The sequence below is a fragment of the Microbacterium sp. bgisy207 genome (assembly GCF_057706855.1).
This window is the reverse complement of the sequence record NZ_JBYIPB010000011.1, coordinates 26,680-44,390: the sequence shown is the minus strand read 5'-3', so window position 1 is coordinate 44,390 and position 17,711 is coordinate 26,680. Positions and strand designations below refer to the sequence as shown.

Sequence of the window (17,711 nt, the reverse complement as noted above, 5' to 3'; positions counted from 1 at the left end):
GGCGCCTCACTCCGCGTCGCCGTGTTCCCATGGCCACCGCGCGTTGGCGTCGACGCCACGGGCCACCGCGATCGCCATCGCGGCGGCCACGACAGCCGCACCGGCTACGACCAGGCCCGGCCACGTCGTCGCCGCACGTCCGACGGCGGACAGTGCGAGCGCGAGATCGGCCGAGACGATGACGGATGCTGCTCCCAGGCCGCCGATGTACCCGAGGAACGCCGCCAGTGCACTCCACGCGAGAGTGCCCCACACGCCCGGCACCGGCATCCGTGTCCACAGCGTTCCCGCGAGGGCCGCAAGGGAGGCAGCCACCGCGACGGCGCCGGGAATCTGCCCCAGCCCGGGCGTGAGGATCACGTTCTCGTCCAGCAGAAGACTGACGATGCCGAACGCCGCGATGAGCACAGCGGCGAACAGCACCGCCCCGGCCGCCGTCGCCGCGGCCCGTCGCGCCTGGCTCACGGACGGCTCATGCGCTCGGGTACGGGCCCATTGCCTGCGGGCTCGCTCAGAGCTGGTGCAGCTGGGGACCGGCCTCGAGGGTGCGCTCGTACTCGCGGCGCGCCTCGATGTTCAGCTCGGTCATGCGCTTGCCGCGGGCGGCGACCCACGATCCGAACCAGATCGTCAGCTCTCGACCGATGATGAACGCGCCGATCGCGAGCGGCGCGAGAAGCTGGCCCTCGACCAGTTGCGCACCCTCCTGCGCCGTCAGGTTCCAGAACGGAGCCTGGAACAGCTGTCCGAGCAGGTGGCCGCCATAGGCCGCGACACCGACGAGGAGGCCGAAGATCACCCATGCGCCCCACCGGCCGCGGTTGATGATCGCCCCGAGCAGCCAGAAGGCGACGAAGAAGACCACCACGGGAACCCACAGCGCCCACGTGGAAAGCGCCGCGAGCAGCGCCGTCCCGATGCTCCCGACCGTGACCGAGCCGTCGATGAGGCCCAGCCCCACCCACACCGCGAGATAGAGAACGCCGAACGACAGCGCGGCAAGCAGGCCGATCGCGCCCGCGGCGGCGCGGTTGCCCCGGGGCCGCGGCGGTTCCGGCGCCTGCACGAAGATCGGCTGCGGGCCGTACGCGCCCGCGGGTTCACTGGCTGTCACGACCGGGGTGATGACCGTCGGTTCGTAGACATCCGTCGCGGCGGCGGGCGACTCCGCGGCGGGCTCGCCGACGGCGGGCGCGGTGCTGGCCGGCTCGGCTGCAGCGGCGGCCTCTGCGGGTGCAGGAGCGGCGACGACGGGGTCGACCACGACAGGCTCCCCCGGGGCGGGCTGGGCGGCGGCATCCGCATCGGGCGCTGCAGGCTGGCCGGCGGCCTCGGCGTCAGCGAGGCTCTCGCGGGCGCTGCCGACGACGTCGTCGACGGGCGGTTCTTCGGCGACGGGTTCGCCGACCGGTTCCTCCACGGCCTCGCCGGGGGTGGGCTTGTCGTCACTCATCCGAAACTCCTCCCGAGGTAGGTCCTCGGCTCGCAGACTACCCCGAGAGGGGCCGAGATCCGGGGAGCGAGGCCGCGGGGATGCCGACAACGCTGTCGACATCCGTCCCGGCGCGCTCGCCGTCGGCGCATGTCACTGCCACAGATGAACGGCGATCCGGTCGTCGTAGTCCTCCGGATACCACGAGCCGGCAACCGTGGTCACCCAGAGTGCTCCGTGGACCGCCTGGTGCTCGTCACCGGCGGCCGTGTCAGCCGTACAGGAGAGCGTGCCATCGGTCGTCGTGCACGCGAAGCCCTGCCCGCGGAGGGCAGCTTCGGCGATGCCGGCGGCGTCGTCAGCGACGGTCGCGAAGGTCGTCACGACACTCTGCCCCGCACTGTCGGTCCAGGCGCATGTGCGGGCGGCGGTGGGCGCGAGCGCGGCGACGAGGTCGGTGGCGGCGGTCGCGGAGGCGCCGGTGGACTGGTTCAGGATCGCATCCGAGGTCCAGGTGAGTTCGTTCCACAGGTCGTCGGGGTACAACTCCCGGCAGTCGGTGGCCGCGACGTCGAGTCCGTCGGCGACGACGGCGCGCGGCGTCGGGGTCGCTGCGAGCATCGTCGCGGCGTTTCCGGCTGTTCCACCCGCCCAGGCCAACACCATCGGCATCCCGGGGATGGCGAACCAGACGAGCGCGCCGACGACACCCAGGCAGAGCACCATCACGGGGATGGCGATGCGGTTGTCGCGACCGGGAACGCGGGCCATGATCACCTCCGGAGCAACCGTACGCCGCCCGACGGGTCTCCCGCGCACGACACCGCCGATCCCGCGCGGATCGCCGGCGAGGGCACGTTCCCCGACACCGGAAGGCGCAGCGGGATGCCCCGCTCGGGGCTGGCACCGGGTCTGGCGGGAGCCGGCGAAGCCGGCGAGGGCATGTCCCCGAGCGGGGCATCCCGCGGAGCCGGACTCTCACGAAGTCCGGCTTTCCTAGGCAGTCCGGTGCTCCGGTGGCCGAACGGTCAGCATCCGCCCGACACCGGAAACGACGCAGGGCCCCGGCAATCCCGGGGCCCTGCGTACCGTGACGAGCGTCAGTTGTAGTTGCCGGTGAAGTCGTCCGTCGAGAAGCTGTCGAAGTCGACGAAGCTCAGGTCGGCGTCGCTGTAGGCGCCGTCCGAGGCGAAGATGCGGTTGGGGTACCGCTCGCTCTTGGCCTCCTCCGTCGCCTCGACCGCGACGTTGCGATACTTCGCAAGTCCCGTTCCGGCGGGGATGAGCTTTCCGATGATGACGTTCTCCTTGAGGCCGACCAGCGGGTCGCTCTTGCCCTCCATCGCGGCCTGCGTGAGCACGCGGGTCGTCTCCTGGAAGGAGGCGGCCGACAGCCACGACTCGGTCGCCAGCGACGCCTTGGTGATACCCATCAGCTCCGGGCGACCGGATGCCGGGCGCTTGCCCTCGGCGACCGCCTGGCGGTTGATGTCCTGGTAGCGACGGAAGTCGACCAGCTCACCGGGCAGCAGGGTCGTGTCGCCGTGGTCGACGACCGTGACCTTGCGCAGCATCTGGCGCACGATGACCTCGATGTGCTTGTCGTGGATCGGCACACCCTGCGAGCGGTACACACCTTGGACGCCGTTCACGAGGTACTTCTGCACCTCGCGGGCGCCCTGGACGCGCATGACCTCCTTGGGGTCGAGCGTGCCGACCTGCAGCGGCTGGCCGACCGTGACGTGCTGGCCGTCCTCGACCAGCAGCGTCGCGCGCTTGAGGACCGGGTAGACGACGGGCTCGTCGCCGTTGTCGGGCGTGAGGATGATCTTCTTGGACTTCTCGGTCTCGTCGATCGTGATCCGGCCATCGGCCTCGGCGATCGGCGACGCACCCTTCGGGGTACGCGCTTCGAAGAGCTCCTGCACACGGGGCAGACCCTGCGTGATGTCCTCCGCGGATGCCGAACCACCGGTGTGGAAGGTACGCATCGTCAGCTGGGTACCGGGCTCACCGATCGACTGGGCGGCGATGATGCCGACCGCCTCGCCGATGTCGACGATCTTGCCGGTGGCCAGCGACCGGCCGTAGCAGGTCGCGCAGACGCCGACGGCGGAGTCGCAGGTCAGGACCGAGCGCACCTTGATGGAGGTGACGCCGTCGGCGACGAGCTTGTCGATGAGCACGTCCCCCACGTCGTCGCCCGCCTGTGCCACGACCTCGCCGTTCTCGCCCACGACATCCGCAGCAAGGGTGCGGGCGAAGACCGAGTTCTCGACGTTCGCGTCGCGAACGAGCTTGCCGTCGGAACCAGCCGCAGCGATCGTGAACTCCAGCCCCTTCGACGTGCCGCAGTCCTCCTCGCGGATGATGACATCCTGCGAGACGTCCACGAGGCGTCGGGTCAGGTACCCCGAGTCGGCGGTACGGAGAGCCGTGTCGGCCAGACCCTTACGGGCACCGTGCGTCGCGATGAAGTACTCCGCGACCGACAGCCCCTCGCGATACGAGGAGATGATGGGGCGCGGAATGATTTCACCCTTCGGGTTGTTCACCAGGCCTCGCATACCGGCGATGTTCCGGATCTGCAGCCAGTTACCACGAGCACCCGAGCTCACCATGCGGTTGATGGTGTTGTCCTCCGGGAAGTGGGCGCGCATCGCCTTCTGGACCTCGTCGGTGGCCTCGGTCCAGATCTTGATGAGCTCCTGGCGACGCTCGGCGTCGGTCGTGAGACCCTTCTCGAACTGTGCCTGGACCTTCGCGGCCTGCTTCTCGTAGCCGGCGACGATCTCCTTCTTGCTCGGCGGGGTCAGGATGTCGCTGAGCGCAACGGTCACACCCGAACGCGTGGCCCAGTAGAAGCCGGCGTCCTTGATGCGGTCCAGCGTCGCCGCGACCTCGACCTTCGGGTACTCCTCGGCGAGCTTGTTGACGATCTGCGACAGCTTGCCCTTGTCGGCCTGCTCACGCACGAACGGGTAGCCCTTGGGCAGCGCGTCGTTGAAGATCGCCTGGCCCAGCGAGGCATCCAGCAGCCCGTGGCGCTCGTAGCCCTCGGGGGCGTCGCCCTCGAGGAACGTCAGACCGGGGACACGGATGCGGACCTTGGCCTGCAGGTCGAGGGTGCCCTCGTCCTTGGCGAGGATCGCCTCCGACACCGAGCCGAACACGCGGCCCTCACCGAGTGCACCCTTCTTGACCGTGGTCAGGTGGTGCAGGCCGATGATCATGTCCTGCGAGGGCAGGGTCACGGGGCGGCCGTCCGAGGGCTTCAGGATGTTGTTCGACGCGAGCATGAGGATGCGGGCCTCGGCCTGCGCCTCGACCGACAGCGGCAGGTGCACGGCCATCTGGTCACCGTCGAAGTCCGCGTTGAAGGCGGCACACACGAGCGGGTGAAGCTGGATGGCCTTGCCCTCCACGAGCTGCGGCTCGAACGCCTGGATGCCCAGGCGGTGAAGGGTCGGCGCGCGGTTGAGCAGCACGGGCCGCTCGCGGATGATCTCTTCGAGCACGTCCCACACCTCGGGACGGGTGCGCTCGACGGCGCGCTTGGCGGCCTTGATGTTCTGCGAGTGACCGAGGTCAATGAGGCGCTTGATGACGAACGGCTTGAACAGCTCGAGGGCCATCTGCTTGGGGAGGCCACACTGGTGGAGCTTGAGCTGCGGACCCACGACGATGACCGAACGGCCCGAGTAGTCCACGCGCTTGCCGAGCAGGTTCTGACGGAACCGACCCTGCTTACCCTTCAGCATGTCGCTGAGGGACTTCAGGGCACGGTTGCCGGTGCCGGTGACGGGGCGGCCACGGCGACCGTTGTCGAACAGGGCGTCGACGGCCTCCTGCAGCATCCGCTTCTCGTTGTTGACGATGATCTCGGGCGCACCGAGGTCGATCAGGCGACGGAGGCGGTTGTTGCGGTTGATCACGCGGCGGTACAGGTCGTTGAGGTCGGAGGTCGCGAAGCGGCCACCGTCCAGCTGCACCATCGGGCGCAGCTCCGGCGGGATCACCGGAACGACGTCGAGCACCATGGATGCCGGGCTCATGCCGGTCTGCAGGAACGAGTTGACGACCTTCAGGCGCTTGATCGCACGGATCTTGCGCTGGCCCTTGCCCTCGGCGATCTGCAGGTGCAGGTTCTCGGCCTCGGCTGCCAGGTCGAACGCCGCCAGGCGACGCTGGATCGCCTCGGCGCCCATGTGGGCCTCGAAGTACTGACCGAACCGGTCCTGCAGCTCCTGGAAGATCTCGTCCTCGGCCTTGAGCGAACCGACCTCGAGCGTGCGGAACTCCTCCCACACGCGCTCGAGCTTGGCGATCTGCTCGTCGGCGTTCTTGCGAGCGGAGGCCATGTCCTTCTCGGCGGCGTCCTTGACCTTCTTCTTCTGGTCGGCCTTCGCGCCTTCGGCCTCGAGCGCGGCCAGCTCCTCCTCCAGCTTCGCCAGGCGGGCGGCGATCCGAGCGTCGCGACGGTCGGCGAGCGTCTTCAGCTCGAGACGGATGTTGTTCTCCTGCGTCGCGAGGTCGCGGTGACGAGCGTCCTCGTCGACCGAGATGACCATGTACGCGGCGAAGTAGATGACCTTCTCGAGGTCCTTGGGCGCCATGTCCAGCAGGTATCCGAGGCGCGAAGGCACGCCCTTGAAGTACCAGATGTGCGTGACCGGGGCGGCCAGCTCGATGTGCCCCATGCGCTCACGGCGGACGGAGGACTTGGTGACCTCCACGCCGCAGCGCTCACACACGATGCCCTTGAAGCGCACGCGCTTGTACTTGCCGCACGCGCACTCCCAGTCGCGCGAGGGGCCGAAGATCTGCTCACCGAACAGACCGTCCTTCTCGGGCTTCAGGGTGCGGTAATTGATGGTTTCGGGCTTCTTGACCTCGCCGAAGGACCAGCGACGGATGTCGTCAGCAGTGGCCAGGCCGATGCGAAGCTCATCGAAAGTTGTTGCGTCGAGCACGAGTTCTCCTGTGTCGAATTCTTAGAAAAGGGTGCCTGGCCGGGTTCAGATCTCGTCGATCGACGAGGACTCGAACCGGGTGGAGATGTTGATGCCGAGCTCTTCCGCAGCGCGGAAGGCATCGTCATCGGTGTCGCGGAGGTTCACTGCCGTGCCGTCAGCCGAGAGCACCTCGACGTTCAGGCAGAGCGACTGCATCTCCTTCATGAGCACCTTGAACGACTCCGGGATGCCGGGCTCCTGGATGTTCTCGCCCTTGACGATCGCCTCGTAGACCTTGACGCGGCCGAGGATGTCGTCGGACTTGATCGTGAGGAGCTCCTGCAGTGCGTACGCAGCGCCGTAGGCCTCGAGGGCCCACACCTCCATCTCACCGAAGCGCTGGCCACCGAACTGCGCCTTCCCACCCAGCGGCTGCTGCGTGATCATCGAGTACGGGCCGGTCGAGCGAGCGTGGATCTTGTCGTCGACGAGGTGGTGCAGCTTCAGGATGTACATGTAGCCGACCGAGATCGGAGCCGGGAACGGCTCTCCGGAGCGGCCGTCGAACAGCTGCGTCTTACCCGTCGAGTCGATCAGGCGGATGCCGTCTCGGTTGGGCAGCGTCGAGTCGAGCAGACCCGCGAGCTCCGACTCGTAGGCACCGTCGAACACGGGGGTCGCGACCTTCGTGCCGGGCGCGGCCTCACGGGCCTCCTCGGGCAGGCGCGCGGCCCACTCCGGGTTGCCCTCGACCTTCCAGCCCTGCTTGGCGATCCATCCGAGGTGCAACTCGAGCACCTGACCGAAGTTCATTCGGCCCGGGATGCCGAGCGGGTTCAGGATGACGTCGACCGGCGTGCCGTCCGCGAGGAAGGGCATGTCTTCGACGGGGAGGATCTTCGCGATGACACCCTTGTTGCCGTGACGGCCAGCGAGCTTGTCACCTTCGGTGATCTTGCGCTTCTGGGCGATGTAGACCACGACGCGACGGTTGACGCCCGAGCCGAGCTCGTCGTCGCCGTCCTCGGCGTTGAACTCCTTGACCGCGATGATCGTGCCCTGCTCACCGTGGGGCACCTTCAGCGACGTGTCACGGACTTCGCGGCTCTTCTCGTTGAAGATGGCGCGCAGCAGTCGCTCCTCGGCCGACAGCTCGGTCTCACCCTTGGGCGTGACCTTGCCGACGAGGATGTCGCCGGGGCGAACCTCGGCACCGATGCGGATGATGCCGCGCTCGTCGAGGTCCTTCAGCAGGTCGGGGCTGACGTTGGGAAGATCACGCGTGATCTCCTCCTTGCCCAGCTTGGTGTCGCGCGCGTCGACCTCGTACTCCTCGATGTGGATCGAGGAGAGAGTGTCGTCCTTCACGAGTTCCTGGCTGAGGATGATCGCATCCTCGAAGTTGTGCCCCTCCCACGTCATGAACGCCACGAGGAGGTTCTTGCCCAGGGCCAGCTCGCCGTTCTCGGTGGCGGGACCGTCGGCGATGACCTCGCCGGCCTCGATCCGCTCGCCCGCCGAGACGATGACGCGCTGGTTGTAGGACGTGCCCTGGTTGGAGCGGTCGAACTTGCGCAGGAAGTACTCGTCGATCCCGCCCTCATCCGTCTGCACGGCCACGACGTCCGCCGAGACCTCGATGACGACGCCGGAACGCTTGGCCGTGACCACGTCACCGGCGTCGATCGCGGCGAAGCCCTCCATACCGGTTCCGACCACGGGCGAGTCGCTGCGCAGCAGCGGCACGGCCTGACGCTGCATGTTCGCACCCATGAGGGCGCGGTTGGCGTCGTCGTGCTCGAGGAACGGGATGAGCGAGGTCGCCACCGACACCATCTGGCGCGGCGAGACATCCATGTAGCCGATGTCCTCGGCCGGGAACAGGTCGACCTCGCCGCCCTTCTTGCGGGCGAGCACGCGGGTCTCCTGGAAGTGGCCGTCGGCCTTCAGCGGCGCGTTGGCCTGGGCGACGATGAAGTCGTCCTCCTCCGCGGCGGTGAGGTAGTCGATCTGGTCGGTGACCCGGCCGTCGACGACCTTGCGGTACGGGGTCTCGATGAACCCGAACGCGTTGATGCGGGCGAACGAGGCGAGCGAACCGATGAGGCCGATGTTCGGGCCTTCCGGGGTCTCGATGGGGCACATCCGGCCGTAGTGCGACGGGTGGACGTCACGGACCTCGACGCCTGCGCGCTCACGCGACAGACCGCCGGGACCCAGCGCCGACAGGCGGCGCTTGTGCGTCAGGCCCGCAAGCGGGTTGTTCTGGTCCATGAACTGCGACAGCTGCGAGGTCCCGAAGAACTCCTTGATCGCCGCCACGACCGGTCGGACGTTGATCAGGGTCTGCGGCGTGATCGCCTCGATGTCCTGCGTCGTCATCCGCTCACGGACGACGCGCTCCATGCGCGACAGACCGGTACGGACCTGGTTCTGGATGAGCTCACCGACGGCACGGATGCGGCGGTTGCCGAAGTTGTCGATGTCGTCGACGTCCAGGCGGATCGTCGCGGGCTTGCCCGATCGCGAGCCTTCGAAGCTCTCGTCGCCGCGGTGCAGACGCACGAGGTACTTGATCGTCGCGACGATGTCCTCGACCGTGAGCACCGAATCGGTGAGCGGACCCGACAGCCCCAGCTTCTGGTTGATCTTGTAGCGACCGACCTTGGCGAGGTCATAGCGCTTCGGGTTGAAGTAGAAGTTGTCCAGCAGTGCGCGCGCGGCCTCGGCAGCGACCTGCTCGCCCGGACGCAGCTTGCGGTAGATGTCGCGAAGCGCGTCCTCCTTCGTGAGGATCGTGTCCTTCGAGAGGGTCTCTTCGATGGACTCGAAGCCCGCGAACTCCTCGAGGATCTGCTCGCTCGTCAGGCCCAGGGCCTTGAGGAACACCGTGACGGACTGCTTGCGCTTGCGGTCGATACGGACGCCGACCTGGTCACGCTTGTCGACCTCGAACTCGAGCCAGGCGCCGCGGCTCGGGATGATACGCGCCGAGACGATGTCCTTGTCGGAGGTCTTGTCGGGCGTCTTGTCGAAGTAGACACCGGGCGAGCGCACGAGCTGCGACACGACGACACGCTCGGTGCCGTTGATGATGAACGTGCCCTTGTCGGTCTGGAGCGGGAAGTCGCCCATGAAGACCGTCTGCGTCTTGATCTCACCGGTCTGGTGGTTCATGAACTCGGCTTCGACGTACAGCGGGGCGGCGTAGGTCTTGCCGCGCTCCTTGCACTCCTCGATCGAGTACTTCTCCGGCTCGAGGTAGGGGTTCGTGAACGAGAGCTGCATCGTCTCGCTGAGGTCTTCGATCGGCGAGATCTCCTCGAAGATCTCCTCGAGTCCGCTCTTGACCGAGATGTCGGTGCGTCCGGCGGCCTGCGCCTCGGCGAGGCGCGCCTTCCAGGCCTCGTTTCCGACAAGCCAATCGAATGACTCGGTCTGCAACGCCAGCAGGTCGGGGACCGTCAGCGTGTCGGAGATCTTGGCGAACGAGAGGCGGGATGCTCCGCGGCCGTTCTTGGGGGATGTGGTGGTGGTTGCGTTGCGCGCAGCAGCCAAGGGGATAACCTCCGTGGGCCCGGGCGGGGCTTTATCCTTGTCGTCAGGTGAAGCGTTCGGTCCTCGCCGATCACCCGCGCGTCTCGCACCGCATCGAGCGGGGACACGCGAGCCTCCCCACGCCCCCCTCCGCTCGCCGCTGACGCGTCGACCGGAGCCTTTGGGCGCGTGGGCCCGCCGACCACCATATGAGGGCAGGGGGAATCCAAGAGCGCAACCACCAACTATACGCGCCGCGGCACGCCGTGTCCAGTGGGATTCTTGACGACGCGAAATCCGTGCGGTATAACGTCGCGCTCACCGCGTCCGCGCGTGCCGGAAGCGCACCCCGGTGCCGGGCCCGGCTTGACCCAGCAGGTCCAGGTCGCCGCTCAGAACCGTCGCGATGACGGGATATCCGCCCGTGACCGGACCGTCGGCGAGCAGGATCGTCGGGGACCCGTCCGGCGGCACTTGGATGGCTCCCGGAACCATCCCCTCACTGGCCAGCTCCGCGGTATTCGCACGCTCGAGGGCTGGACCGTCGAGACGGATGCCGACCCGGTCGGCCGCCGCGCCGACCCGCCACGCAGCCTCGAACAGCACCTCGACGGACGCGTCGGTGAAGGCATCCGTGCGCGGACCGGGAACCAGGCGCACCTCGATCTCGGACGGGGGCGGACTCCACGGCGCAAGATCGGAGGGCGGGACCTCACCGGCCTCGGCGGACGCGAGCGTGAGGAGGTCTCCGGTCCGCAGCGGTGCCGGTCCGAGACCGGCGAGCGTGTCGGTGGCCGCCGAGCCGAGGACGCGCGGCGCCTCCAGGCCACCCCGGATGGCCAGGTACGCGCGGGCGCCGGCCGAGAACCAGTCGACCCGCAGACGTTCCCCGCGCCGCCAGCGGTGAGCGACGCCATGATCGATCTCGCGTCCGTCGACAGAGAGGACGCCCCACGCGCCGGTCACCGCGATCCACGCGTCCGCCCGCGCGTCGGCCTCGAAACCACCCGCGGTGATTTCCAGCGCAGCAGCGGACTCCTCGTTGCCGACGAGGCGGTTCGCCGTCCGCAGCGCGCCCCGGTCGAGCGCGCCCGAGACCGATACGCCGAGCGACGCGGCTCCGAGCCGGCCGGCATCCTGGATCGTCGTGAGCAGCCCTGGAGACGCCACCCGCAGCACGGGGGCGCTCCGGGCACGCGGCGCCTCGCGCCCTCTCGCGGCGCCGGTGTCGTGCGGGAGCCGCGCCCTCTCGTGCCGCCCGCGCACGACGTCGCCGCCCTCGCGGCGATCGCGGCCGAGAACCCCGCCGGCATCGGAGAGGTCCCCTTCCTCACGGAACCTCACCCGCATACCGGGGCGCAGCAGCGCGGGAGACACCGCATCCGGGTCGAACAGGGGCGCGGACGTCGAACCGATGAGCCGCCATCCGCCCGGGGTCGAGCGCGGATAAGCGCCCGAGAAGACGCCGGCAACACCGACGGACCCCGCCGGAACGCGGGTGCGGGGGCTCGGCAGGCGGGGGACATCGAACGGCCAGTCCTCGCTCACGAGGTAGCCGAACCCGGGCGCGAACCCCGTGAACGCGACGGTCCACGTCGCGGCCAGATGCGCAGACACCAGGCGTTCAGGAGGGATGCCGAGCAGATCCGCCGTCTCGCGGAGGTCCGGCCCGTCGTAGCGGATGCCGATCTCGACATCCGGCTCGGCCGGCGCCACACGTGTCGGGATGGCAGCGCCGCGACGCAACGGGTCGAGCGGATCGGCCAGGTCCCGGTCGAGCCACGCGCGCACGGCCGAAGGCGGCACACGCTGCGGATCGAACCGCACGAGCACCGTACGGGCGGCGGGAACGAGGTCGGTCACGCCCTCGCGAAGCGAGATGTCCGACTGCTCAGAGAGCGAGCGCTCCCACCGCTCCCGCAGCCATACGACCGCCCGCAGCGCAGCTGTCGCGTCGAGATCGACGGGAACCTCGACGAGCAGGCCGGTGTCGCCGAAGGGGCGGATGCGGCCGGCTGGAGCATCTGTGTGGGCTGCAGCTTCTCTCACAACGCCCCCGGAGCCATCGCCCTCACCACGGAGCGCGGACCGTCACGGATGCCGCCGCCAGCGCCGCGCGCACCGCTCGGGCCGCGGCCACAGAGGCGGGCGAGTCCCCGTGCACGCACAGCGATGCCGCCCGCACGGGGACGGTCGCGCCGTCGATCGCGACAACCGTGCCCTCGTGGGCCAGCTGCACGGCCCGTGACGCCGCGGCCTCGGGATCCTCGATGAGCGCGCCCGGGCGGTCTCGGGGAACGAGCGTGCCATCCGCCGCGTACCCGCGGTCCAAGAACGCCTCTTCCACGACCTCGAGACCGTGCCCCGCCGCGGCCGTCGTGATCGCACCGGACATCCCGAGGATCGGCAGGGCGCGGCCGAGCCGACGTGCGAGATCGGACACCGCGGCCGCGAGCGCATCCGCGTGCGCGGCATCCGTCCTGACGGCGTGGTACAGCGCACCGTGGGGCTTGACGTAGCGGATGTCAGCGCCGACGTCTGCGAGAGCGTGCAGCTGCGCGCCCACCGCGGCACGCAGGTCCGCCCCCGACATCGCAACGGCCCGTCGGCCGAATCCCGACCGGTCGGGATAGGAGGGGTGGGCGCCGATCGCGACGCCGAACCGTGCGGCCCGTTCGACGGCCTGGCCCATCGATCTCGCGTCGCCGGCGTGCCCGCCGCAGGCGACATTCGCGCTGGAAATGACCGCGAACAGCGCCTCATCATCCGCCGTCGGCACACCGTCGACCGTCTCGCCGAGGTCGGCGTTGAGGTCGATGGTGGTCATGCACCCACGGTACGCCCGGTCTACGGTGGAAGCGTGGCCCGCGCGCATGTCGAAGCCCCACCGCCGCAGGCACGCCTGTCGGACGGATCGCTGGCGCGGATCGTACCGTCGGCGTTCGCGAGCGGTTGGGAACTCGAGGTGGACGGCACTCCGCAGTCCCACGTGGACCTCGATGACCCCACCCACCTCCACTTCGAGTACGTCGCGCGGATGGGCGCCGTGATCGACCAGCTCGCCTCGCCGGAAGCGCCGCTCACGGCGATCCATCTGGGCGCGGGCGCCTACACGCTCCCGCGCTACGTCGACGCGACGCGGCCGGGCTCTCGTCAGCAGGTCATCGAGCTGGAGCCGGCGCTGGTCGCACTCGTGCGCGAGCATCTGCCCCTGCCCTCGGGGTCGCGAGCCGGCGGATCGATCCGCACGCGCACCGGAGACGCGCGTGCCGTGCTCGAGCGGATGCCGGCGGGAATCCGCGGTCGGGCGGACCTCCTGATCTCGGACATCTTCCACGGGGCCCGCACCCCGGCGCATGTCACGAGCGTCGAGTTCTATCGCCTCGCGGCTCAGTATCTCGCCGAGGACGGCGTGCTCCTGGTGAACGTCGCCGACGGCGCCGGCCTCGCCTTTGCACGTCGCCAGGCAGCGACCGTGCGTAGCGAGCTCGCCCACGTCGCGCTTCTTGCAGAGGTGCAGGTTCTCAAGGGCCGACGCTTCGGCAACATCGTGATCGCGGCATCCCGCACCCCCCTGCCGACGTCCTGGCTGCCGCGCCTCATGGCAGCCGGACCGCATCCGGCGAAGGTCGCCCAGGGCGCCGAGGTCGAGGCCTTCGTCGCGGGCGCGCGCATCGTGACGGATGCCGATGCTCTCCCCTCCCCGGCACCGTCGGCATCGCTGTTCGAACGCTGACGGCGTGGGAGAGCGGGACGCGACGGGTTCGCGGCCACAATAGGACCGCATCGCGTGTGGGGCGCGTGCAGCGACCAGGTGGCGATCGCGGCGGGACTGCGCGCCGACCACCTCGAGCGGGAAGGAGTGCGAGTGAGCTACATCCACGGCTACGACCCCGTGACGCTGCGTGAAGTGGTCGTCGAGCGCGAGTGCCGCGACCGGCTCGAGGAACTGGGCGACCAGCGCTCGCTCCCGGCGTTGCTCGAGCGGGTCTGGCTCCTCAAGGTCCTCGGCCGCCTCGACGACGCACTCGAGGTCGCGGATCTGACGGTGCGAACGGCGCGGATGGCCGGTACGCGGAAGGATCTGCTGCGCGCCCGCATCCTGCACGCGACCGTGCTGCAGTTCCGCGGCTCTCTCGCAGCCGCCGAGCAGGAACTGACGACGTGCGCTCTTGAGGCCGAGGGGGCGGGCTGGGCCTCGATCGCCGCATTCGCCTATCAGCACCGCGGCAAGGTCCACTATGACGCCGAAGACTTCGACGCGGCGCGCGCGGACTTCAAGCGCGCACTGTTCGCCCGGCAGAGCATCGCCGCACCCGACGACCAGCTCGAGTCGACGCTCCTCGCGATCGACGCAGCGGAGCGCCGCCGGGCGGAGGCCGGCGCTGCCGTCGCGAGCTGACCGGCCGGTGTCGGGAGCCCCTCTTACGCTGTCGTCATGTCCGAGCTTCACCGCGTTCGCCACTGGGCCGAGGCCCTCCTTGCGACACACCTGAGCCCCGAGTGGAGCTTCGGGTTCGACAACGCGAAGCGGCGCGTCGGCCTGTGTGACTTCACGCGCAAGCGCATCACCGTCTCGAGATACCTCGCCGCCCGCCATGACGACGACAGCAACCACCAGACGCTCCTCCACGAAGTGGCTCATGCCCTGGCGGGGGCGGCGGCAGGGCACGGCCCGCGGTGGAAAGCGATCGCGCGGGACCTCGGCTACGTCGGGGGCACGACCCACCATGGCGAGACGGCGACCGAGCTCGCGCCCTGGGTCGGCGTGTGTCCGGCCGGTCACGTGGCCTACCGGCATCGCCGCGCGAGCCGTCAGACCTCCTGCGCCCGCTGCGCCCCGCGCTTCGACGAGCGGTATCTGCTCACCTGGTCGCGCCGGGAGATCACGGCATCGGTCCGACTCGCGGCTATGACCCCCCGCTGACCCCGTTTCCCCACGGTCTTTAGTCCCTACCGCGCCGTACCCCCGGGGGTATCGTGCGACGTGAGGCCAGAGCGGCCAGGAAGCGAGGAGAGGGATGTCACGTGTCATCGTTCTCGGCGCAGGCGTCGCGGGGCACACTGCCGCGTTGACACTGCGCCGCAAGCTCGGCAGGGAACACGAGGTCGTCGTCGTCTCCCCCAACTCGACGTGGAACTGGATCCCGTCGAACATCTGGGTCGGCGTCGGACGGATGACACGGGAGGATGTCGTCTTCCCCCTCGCGCCGGTCTACGCCCGCAAGAGGGTCGACTTCCATCAGGCGAAGGCGACGACGATCTGGCCCGACGGCGATGCCGAGTCCTCCCGTGGCGCCGTGGACATCGAGTACACGGAGCCGGGTCGAGCGGGCCAGACCGCACGTCTCCGCTACGACTACCTGATCAACGCGACCGGTCCCGCACTGAACTTCGCGGCCACCCCCGGGCTCGGACCCGACGGCGGGTACACGGCATCCGTCTGCACACCCGGGCATGCTGTCGACGCCGCCGCGCGGCTGGACACCGCGATCGAGCGCGCCCGCGCGGGCGAGAAGCTGCGGTTCGTCGTCGGCGTCGGCCATGGCCAGTGCACCTGCGAGGGCGCCGCCTTCGAATATGCCTTCAACGTCGAGCAGAAGCTCGAGCAGGCGGGAGTGCGCGAGAACGTGGAGCTCGTGTACCTGAGCAACGAGCCCGAATTGGGGGACTTCGGTGTCGGCGGGATGTCGTTCCGCACGAAACACGGCGACGTCTCTGGTGAGCAGTGGATGTCGAGCCTGTTCCACGAGCGCCGCATCCGCGCCATCACGCGGGCTGCCGTCACCGCGATCGAGCCGGGCACGATTCACTTCGTCCAGGAGGACGGTTCCCCTCAGGTACTCGAGTTCGACTTCGCAATGCTGCTGCCGCCGTTCCGCGGCGTCGCACTGACCGCGTACGACCGCGCCGGCAATGACGTGTCGGACCGGTTCTTCGCGCCCAATGGGTTCATGTGGGTCGATGCGGACTACTCCCCCAAGCCGTACGCCCAGTGGTCGGCCAAGGATTGGCCGACCACCTATCAGGTCCCCGGGTACCCGAACATGTTCGCCGTCGGCATCGCGTTCGCCCCGCCCCACGCGATCTCCGAACCGCTTGCCACACCGGACGGCGTTGCGATCGCTCCCGCCCCGCCCCGCACCGGCATGCCCTCGGGTGCGATGGGCAAGGCTGCCGCGATGAACATCGCCGAGATGGTGCGCACCGGGACGGATGCGGCGCGGCACTCCGCTTCGATGGCCGAGCTTCCGGCCGCGTGCATCGCCTCGACCGGCACGGGTTTCGCGCGCGGGAGCGCCGTCGCCATGACGATGACTCCGATCGTCCCGGACTTCGACGCCCGGCCCGCTACCCACGGCCGCGACCCCGACCACACCAGCGGAGAAGTGGGACTGGCCGCACACTGGCTCAAGCGCATGCTCCACACGGCATTCCTCTACAAGGCCAAGGCGTATCCGCTCTGGTACCTCATCCCGGAATGATCACTCACCTGAAAGGAGCATCGCGATGAGCGCACCCGTGGACTCCTCCGCCCAGCGGAAGGTCGATGCCGCCCCACTGCCGACCGACGCCGAGTTGCGGCGCCGCAAGAACCTCTTCGTGCAGTTCTTCCGCTTCATCGTGCTCGGCTGGGGGATGTTCCGACTCGCTCAGCACTGAGCCGAGGAGTCGGCGTCCACCGACGCGGCGGCGAGGACGTCCTCCCGCCGGCCGGCCTCCGCCCAGGTCTGGCCGGTCCCGCTCGCCGTCAGCAGGTGCCGCAGTGCCGGCCGAAGCCCGCGGAACGCCTCGCACGCTGCCGCGGCCTCGGGCGAGGTATGGTCGATGCCGCGTGCGGCGAGCGCGTCGATCACGGCGCCGGCACCCAGCAGATCCTCCACCGCGAACCGCGTGCCGCCCCCGGCGTCCGCGGCGCCGCAGGCGATCACGACGACGCTGGTGCGCGCCTGACGTCGGTGCTGCTCTGCGATGACAGCCTCCGCCAGTGCTCCTGCGCAGCGAAGACCGCCGCGCAGAACCGTACTGCCCGCGCCGGAAGCCTCGGCGCCGATGCGGTCGGCATCCGTGTCGGTGTCCACGAGCACATCGACGACCACGGTGACATCACCGGGCGCGAGCCGCGCCAGGCCGGTCGAACCCCAGTCGAAACGCACCTGATAGCGGCTCTGGTCCAGTGGTGTCGGCATCCGTCCAGCGTAGATCGAGACCGGATGTCAGACTTGCCGCATGCGCGTGCTCAGCAAATTCGTCATCGACTGCGACACCGACGCCGCCTGGCGCGCCCTGCACTCCCCGCGCGTGCTCGCCGAGGTCTACGGCCCGTTCCTGGACATGCAGCCGCTCGAGGCGATCCCGACGCAGTGGGAGCACGGGCACAACGCCGCCGTCGGGCTGAGTCTCGGCGGGCTCATCCCACTCGGCCGACAACTCATCTCGATCACGGATGCGGAGCGCGAGCTCAACGGAGTGCGGGTGCGGATCATCCGGGATTCGGGGATGCCGCTGACCGGTCCGCTCGCGATTCTCGATGTCTGGGACCACCAGATGGCTGTCTCGCCCCTCCCGGACGGCCGGACGCTCTGGCGTGAGCGCCTCGTGATCGGTGGAACCGCGGCACCGCTGATCTGGCCGGGGCTCTGGGCGGTGTGGCAGTGGCGGGCCGCTCGCATCCGTCAGATCGCGCCCTCCTGGGCACACGACACGGAGGCGGCGGCCGAGCCGTCAGATTCCGACTCGACCGCCACCGCGTGACGCGTCCGCGCCGCGGGCACGGTGCGCGATCG

General features: G+C 69.3%; 14 protein-coding genes. 6 read left to right on the top strand and 8 right to left on the bottom strand.

Annotation, left to right across the window (positions count from 1 at the left end):
• Nucleotides 1-6 precede the first annotated feature (6 nt).
• From AC3ENO_RS11420 to AC3ENO_RS11390, 7 genes are all read right to left on the bottom strand, one after another.
• Nucleotides 7-465 carry a DUF6121 family protein gene (locus AC3ENO_RS11420; RefSeq protein WP_434970743.1) on the bottom strand — a complete coding sequence of 153 codons (459 nt, stop codon included), beginning with the start codon at nucleotides 463-465 and terminating at the stop codon, nucleotides 7-9.
• 46 nt (nucleotides 466-511) lie between these two features.
• Nucleotides 512-1,453 carry an ABC transporter gene (locus AC3ENO_RS11415; RefSeq protein ID WP_434970742.1) on the bottom strand — a complete coding sequence of 314 codons (942 nt, stop codon included), beginning with the start codon at nucleotides 1,451-1,453 and terminating at the stop codon, nucleotides 512-514.
• Nucleotides 1,454-1,585: 132 nt separating this feature from the next.
• Nucleotides 1,586-2,203 carry a hypothetical protein gene (locus AC3ENO_RS11410; RefSeq protein ID WP_434970741.1) on the bottom strand — a complete coding sequence of 206 codons (618 nt, stop codon included), beginning with the start codon at nucleotides 2,201-2,203 and terminating at the stop codon, nucleotides 1,586-1,588.
• Nucleotides 2,204-2,532: 329 nt separating this feature from the next.
• Nucleotides 2,533-6,405: a DNA-directed RNA polymerase subunit beta' gene (gene rpoC / locus AC3ENO_RS11405; RefSeq protein ID WP_434970740.1), complete on the bottom strand. Its 3,873-nt coding sequence runs from the start codon at nucleotides 6,403-6,405 to the stop codon at nucleotides 2,533-2,535.
• Nucleotides 6,406-6,450: 45 nt separating this feature from the next.
• Entirely contained in the window at nucleotides 6,451-9,945 is a 3,495-nt protein-coding gene (rpoB, locus tag AC3ENO_RS11400; RefSeq protein ID WP_434970739.1) for a DNA-directed RNA polymerase subunit beta, read from the bottom strand.
• Between the two features lie 297 nt (nucleotides 9,946-10,242).
• Nucleotides 10,243-11,973, bottom strand: coding sequence for a 5-oxoprolinase subunit B/C family protein (locus AC3ENO_RS11395; RefSeq protein ID WP_434970738.1), 1,731 nt, complete (start codon nucleotides 11,971-11,973; stop codon nucleotides 10,243-10,245).
• Nucleotides 11,974-11,995: 22 nt separating this feature from the next.
• Nucleotides 11,996-12,751, bottom strand: coding sequence for a 5-oxoprolinase subunit PxpA (locus AC3ENO_RS11390; protein WP_434970737.1), 756 nt, complete (start codon nucleotides 12,749-12,751; stop codon nucleotides 11,996-11,998).
• Between the two features lie 33 nt (nucleotides 12,752-12,784).
• On the opposite strand from AC3ENO_RS11390, the gene AC3ENO_RS11385 reads away from it, so the two are divergent.
• From AC3ENO_RS11385 to AC3ENO_RS11365, 5 genes are all read left to right on the top strand, one after another.
• Complete coding sequence (locus tag AC3ENO_RS11385) at nucleotides 12,785-13,660, top strand: spermidine synthase (protein ID WP_434970736.1); 876 nt, start codon at nucleotides 12,785-12,787, stop codon at nucleotides 13,658-13,660.
• Between the two features lie 132 nt (nucleotides 13,661-13,792).
• Nucleotides 13,793-14,326, top strand: a complete 534-nt coding sequence (locus tag AC3ENO_RS11380) for a hypothetical protein (RefSeq protein WP_434970810.1) — start codon at nucleotides 13,793-13,795, stop codon at nucleotides 14,324-14,326.
• Nucleotides 14,327-14,362: 36 nt separating this feature from the next.
• Entirely contained in the window at nucleotides 14,363-14,851 is a 489-nt protein-coding gene (locus AC3ENO_RS11375; protein ID WP_434970735.1) for a SprT-like domain-containing protein, read from the top strand.
• Between the two features lie 94 nt (nucleotides 14,852-14,945).
• On the top strand, nucleotides 14,946-16,409 hold the full coding sequence (locus AC3ENO_RS11370) for an NAD(P)/FAD-dependent oxidoreductase (RefSeq protein ID WP_434970734.1): 1,464 nt from the start codon (nucleotides 14,946-14,948) through the stop codon (nucleotides 16,407-16,409).
• A 25-nt stretch (nucleotides 16,410-16,434) separates the two neighbouring features.
• On the top strand, nucleotides 16,435-16,587 hold the full coding sequence (locus tag AC3ENO_RS11365; RefSeq protein ID WP_434970733.1) for a hypothetical protein: 153 nt from the start codon (nucleotides 16,435-16,437) through the stop codon (nucleotides 16,585-16,587).
• Here AC3ENO_RS11365 and AC3ENO_RS11360 read toward each other — a convergent pair.
• Nucleotides 16,578-17,114 (bottom strand): 2-phosphosulfolactate phosphatase, encoded by a 537-nt coding sequence (locus AC3ENO_RS11360; protein WP_434970732.1) that lies wholly within the window; start codon nucleotides 17,112-17,114, stop codon nucleotides 16,578-16,580. The genes AC3ENO_RS11365 and AC3ENO_RS11360 overlap by 10 nt on opposite strands.
• A gap of 40 nt (nucleotides 17,115-17,154) precedes the next feature.
• Between AC3ENO_RS11360 and AC3ENO_RS11355 the strand changes: the two genes are divergently transcribed.
• The gene (locus AC3ENO_RS11355) at nucleotides 17,155-17,679 is read left to right on the top strand and encodes a hypothetical protein (RefSeq protein WP_434970731.1); all 525 of its coding nucleotides are present in this window, start codon (nucleotides 17,155-17,157) and stop codon (nucleotides 17,677-17,679) included.
• Nucleotides 17,680-17,711 lie beyond the last annotated feature (32 nt).

What these genes read in the sequence shown, in the direction of transcription:
- AC3ENO_RS11415 (WP_434970742.1), bottom strand. Translation starts at nt 1,453, where the DNA reads ATGAGTGACGACAAGCCCACCCCCGGCGAGGCCGTGGAGGAACCGGTC.
- AC3ENO_RS11410 (WP_434970741.1), bottom strand. Translation starts at nt 2,203, where the DNA reads ATGGCCCGCGTTCCCGGTCGCGACAACCGCATCGCCATCCCCGTGATG.
- AC3ENO_RS11390 (WP_434970737.1), bottom strand. Translation starts at nt 12,751, where the DNA reads ATGACCACCATCGACCTCAACGCCGACCTCGGCGAGACGGTCGACGGT.
- AC3ENO_RS11375 (WP_434970735.1), top strand. Translation starts at nt 14,363, where the DNA reads ATGTCCGAGCTTCACCGCGTTCGCCACTGGGCCGAGGCCCTCCTTGCG.
- AC3ENO_RS11370 (WP_434970734.1), top strand. Translation starts at nt 14,946, where the DNA reads ATGTCACGTGTCATCGTTCTCGGCGCAGGCGTCGCGGGGCACACTGCC.
- AC3ENO_RS11365 (WP_434970733.1), top strand. Translation starts at nt 16,435, where the DNA reads ATGAGCGCACCCGTGGACTCCTCCGCCCAGCGGAAGGTCGATGCCGCC.
- AC3ENO_RS11360 (WP_434970732.1), bottom strand. Translation starts at nt 17,114, where the DNA reads ATGCCGACACCACTGGACCAGAGCCGCTATCAGGTGCGTTTCGACTGG.
- AC3ENO_RS11355 (WP_434970731.1), top strand. Translation starts at nt 17,155, where the DNA reads ATGCGCGTGCTCAGCAAATTCGTCATCGACTGCGACACCGACGCCGCC.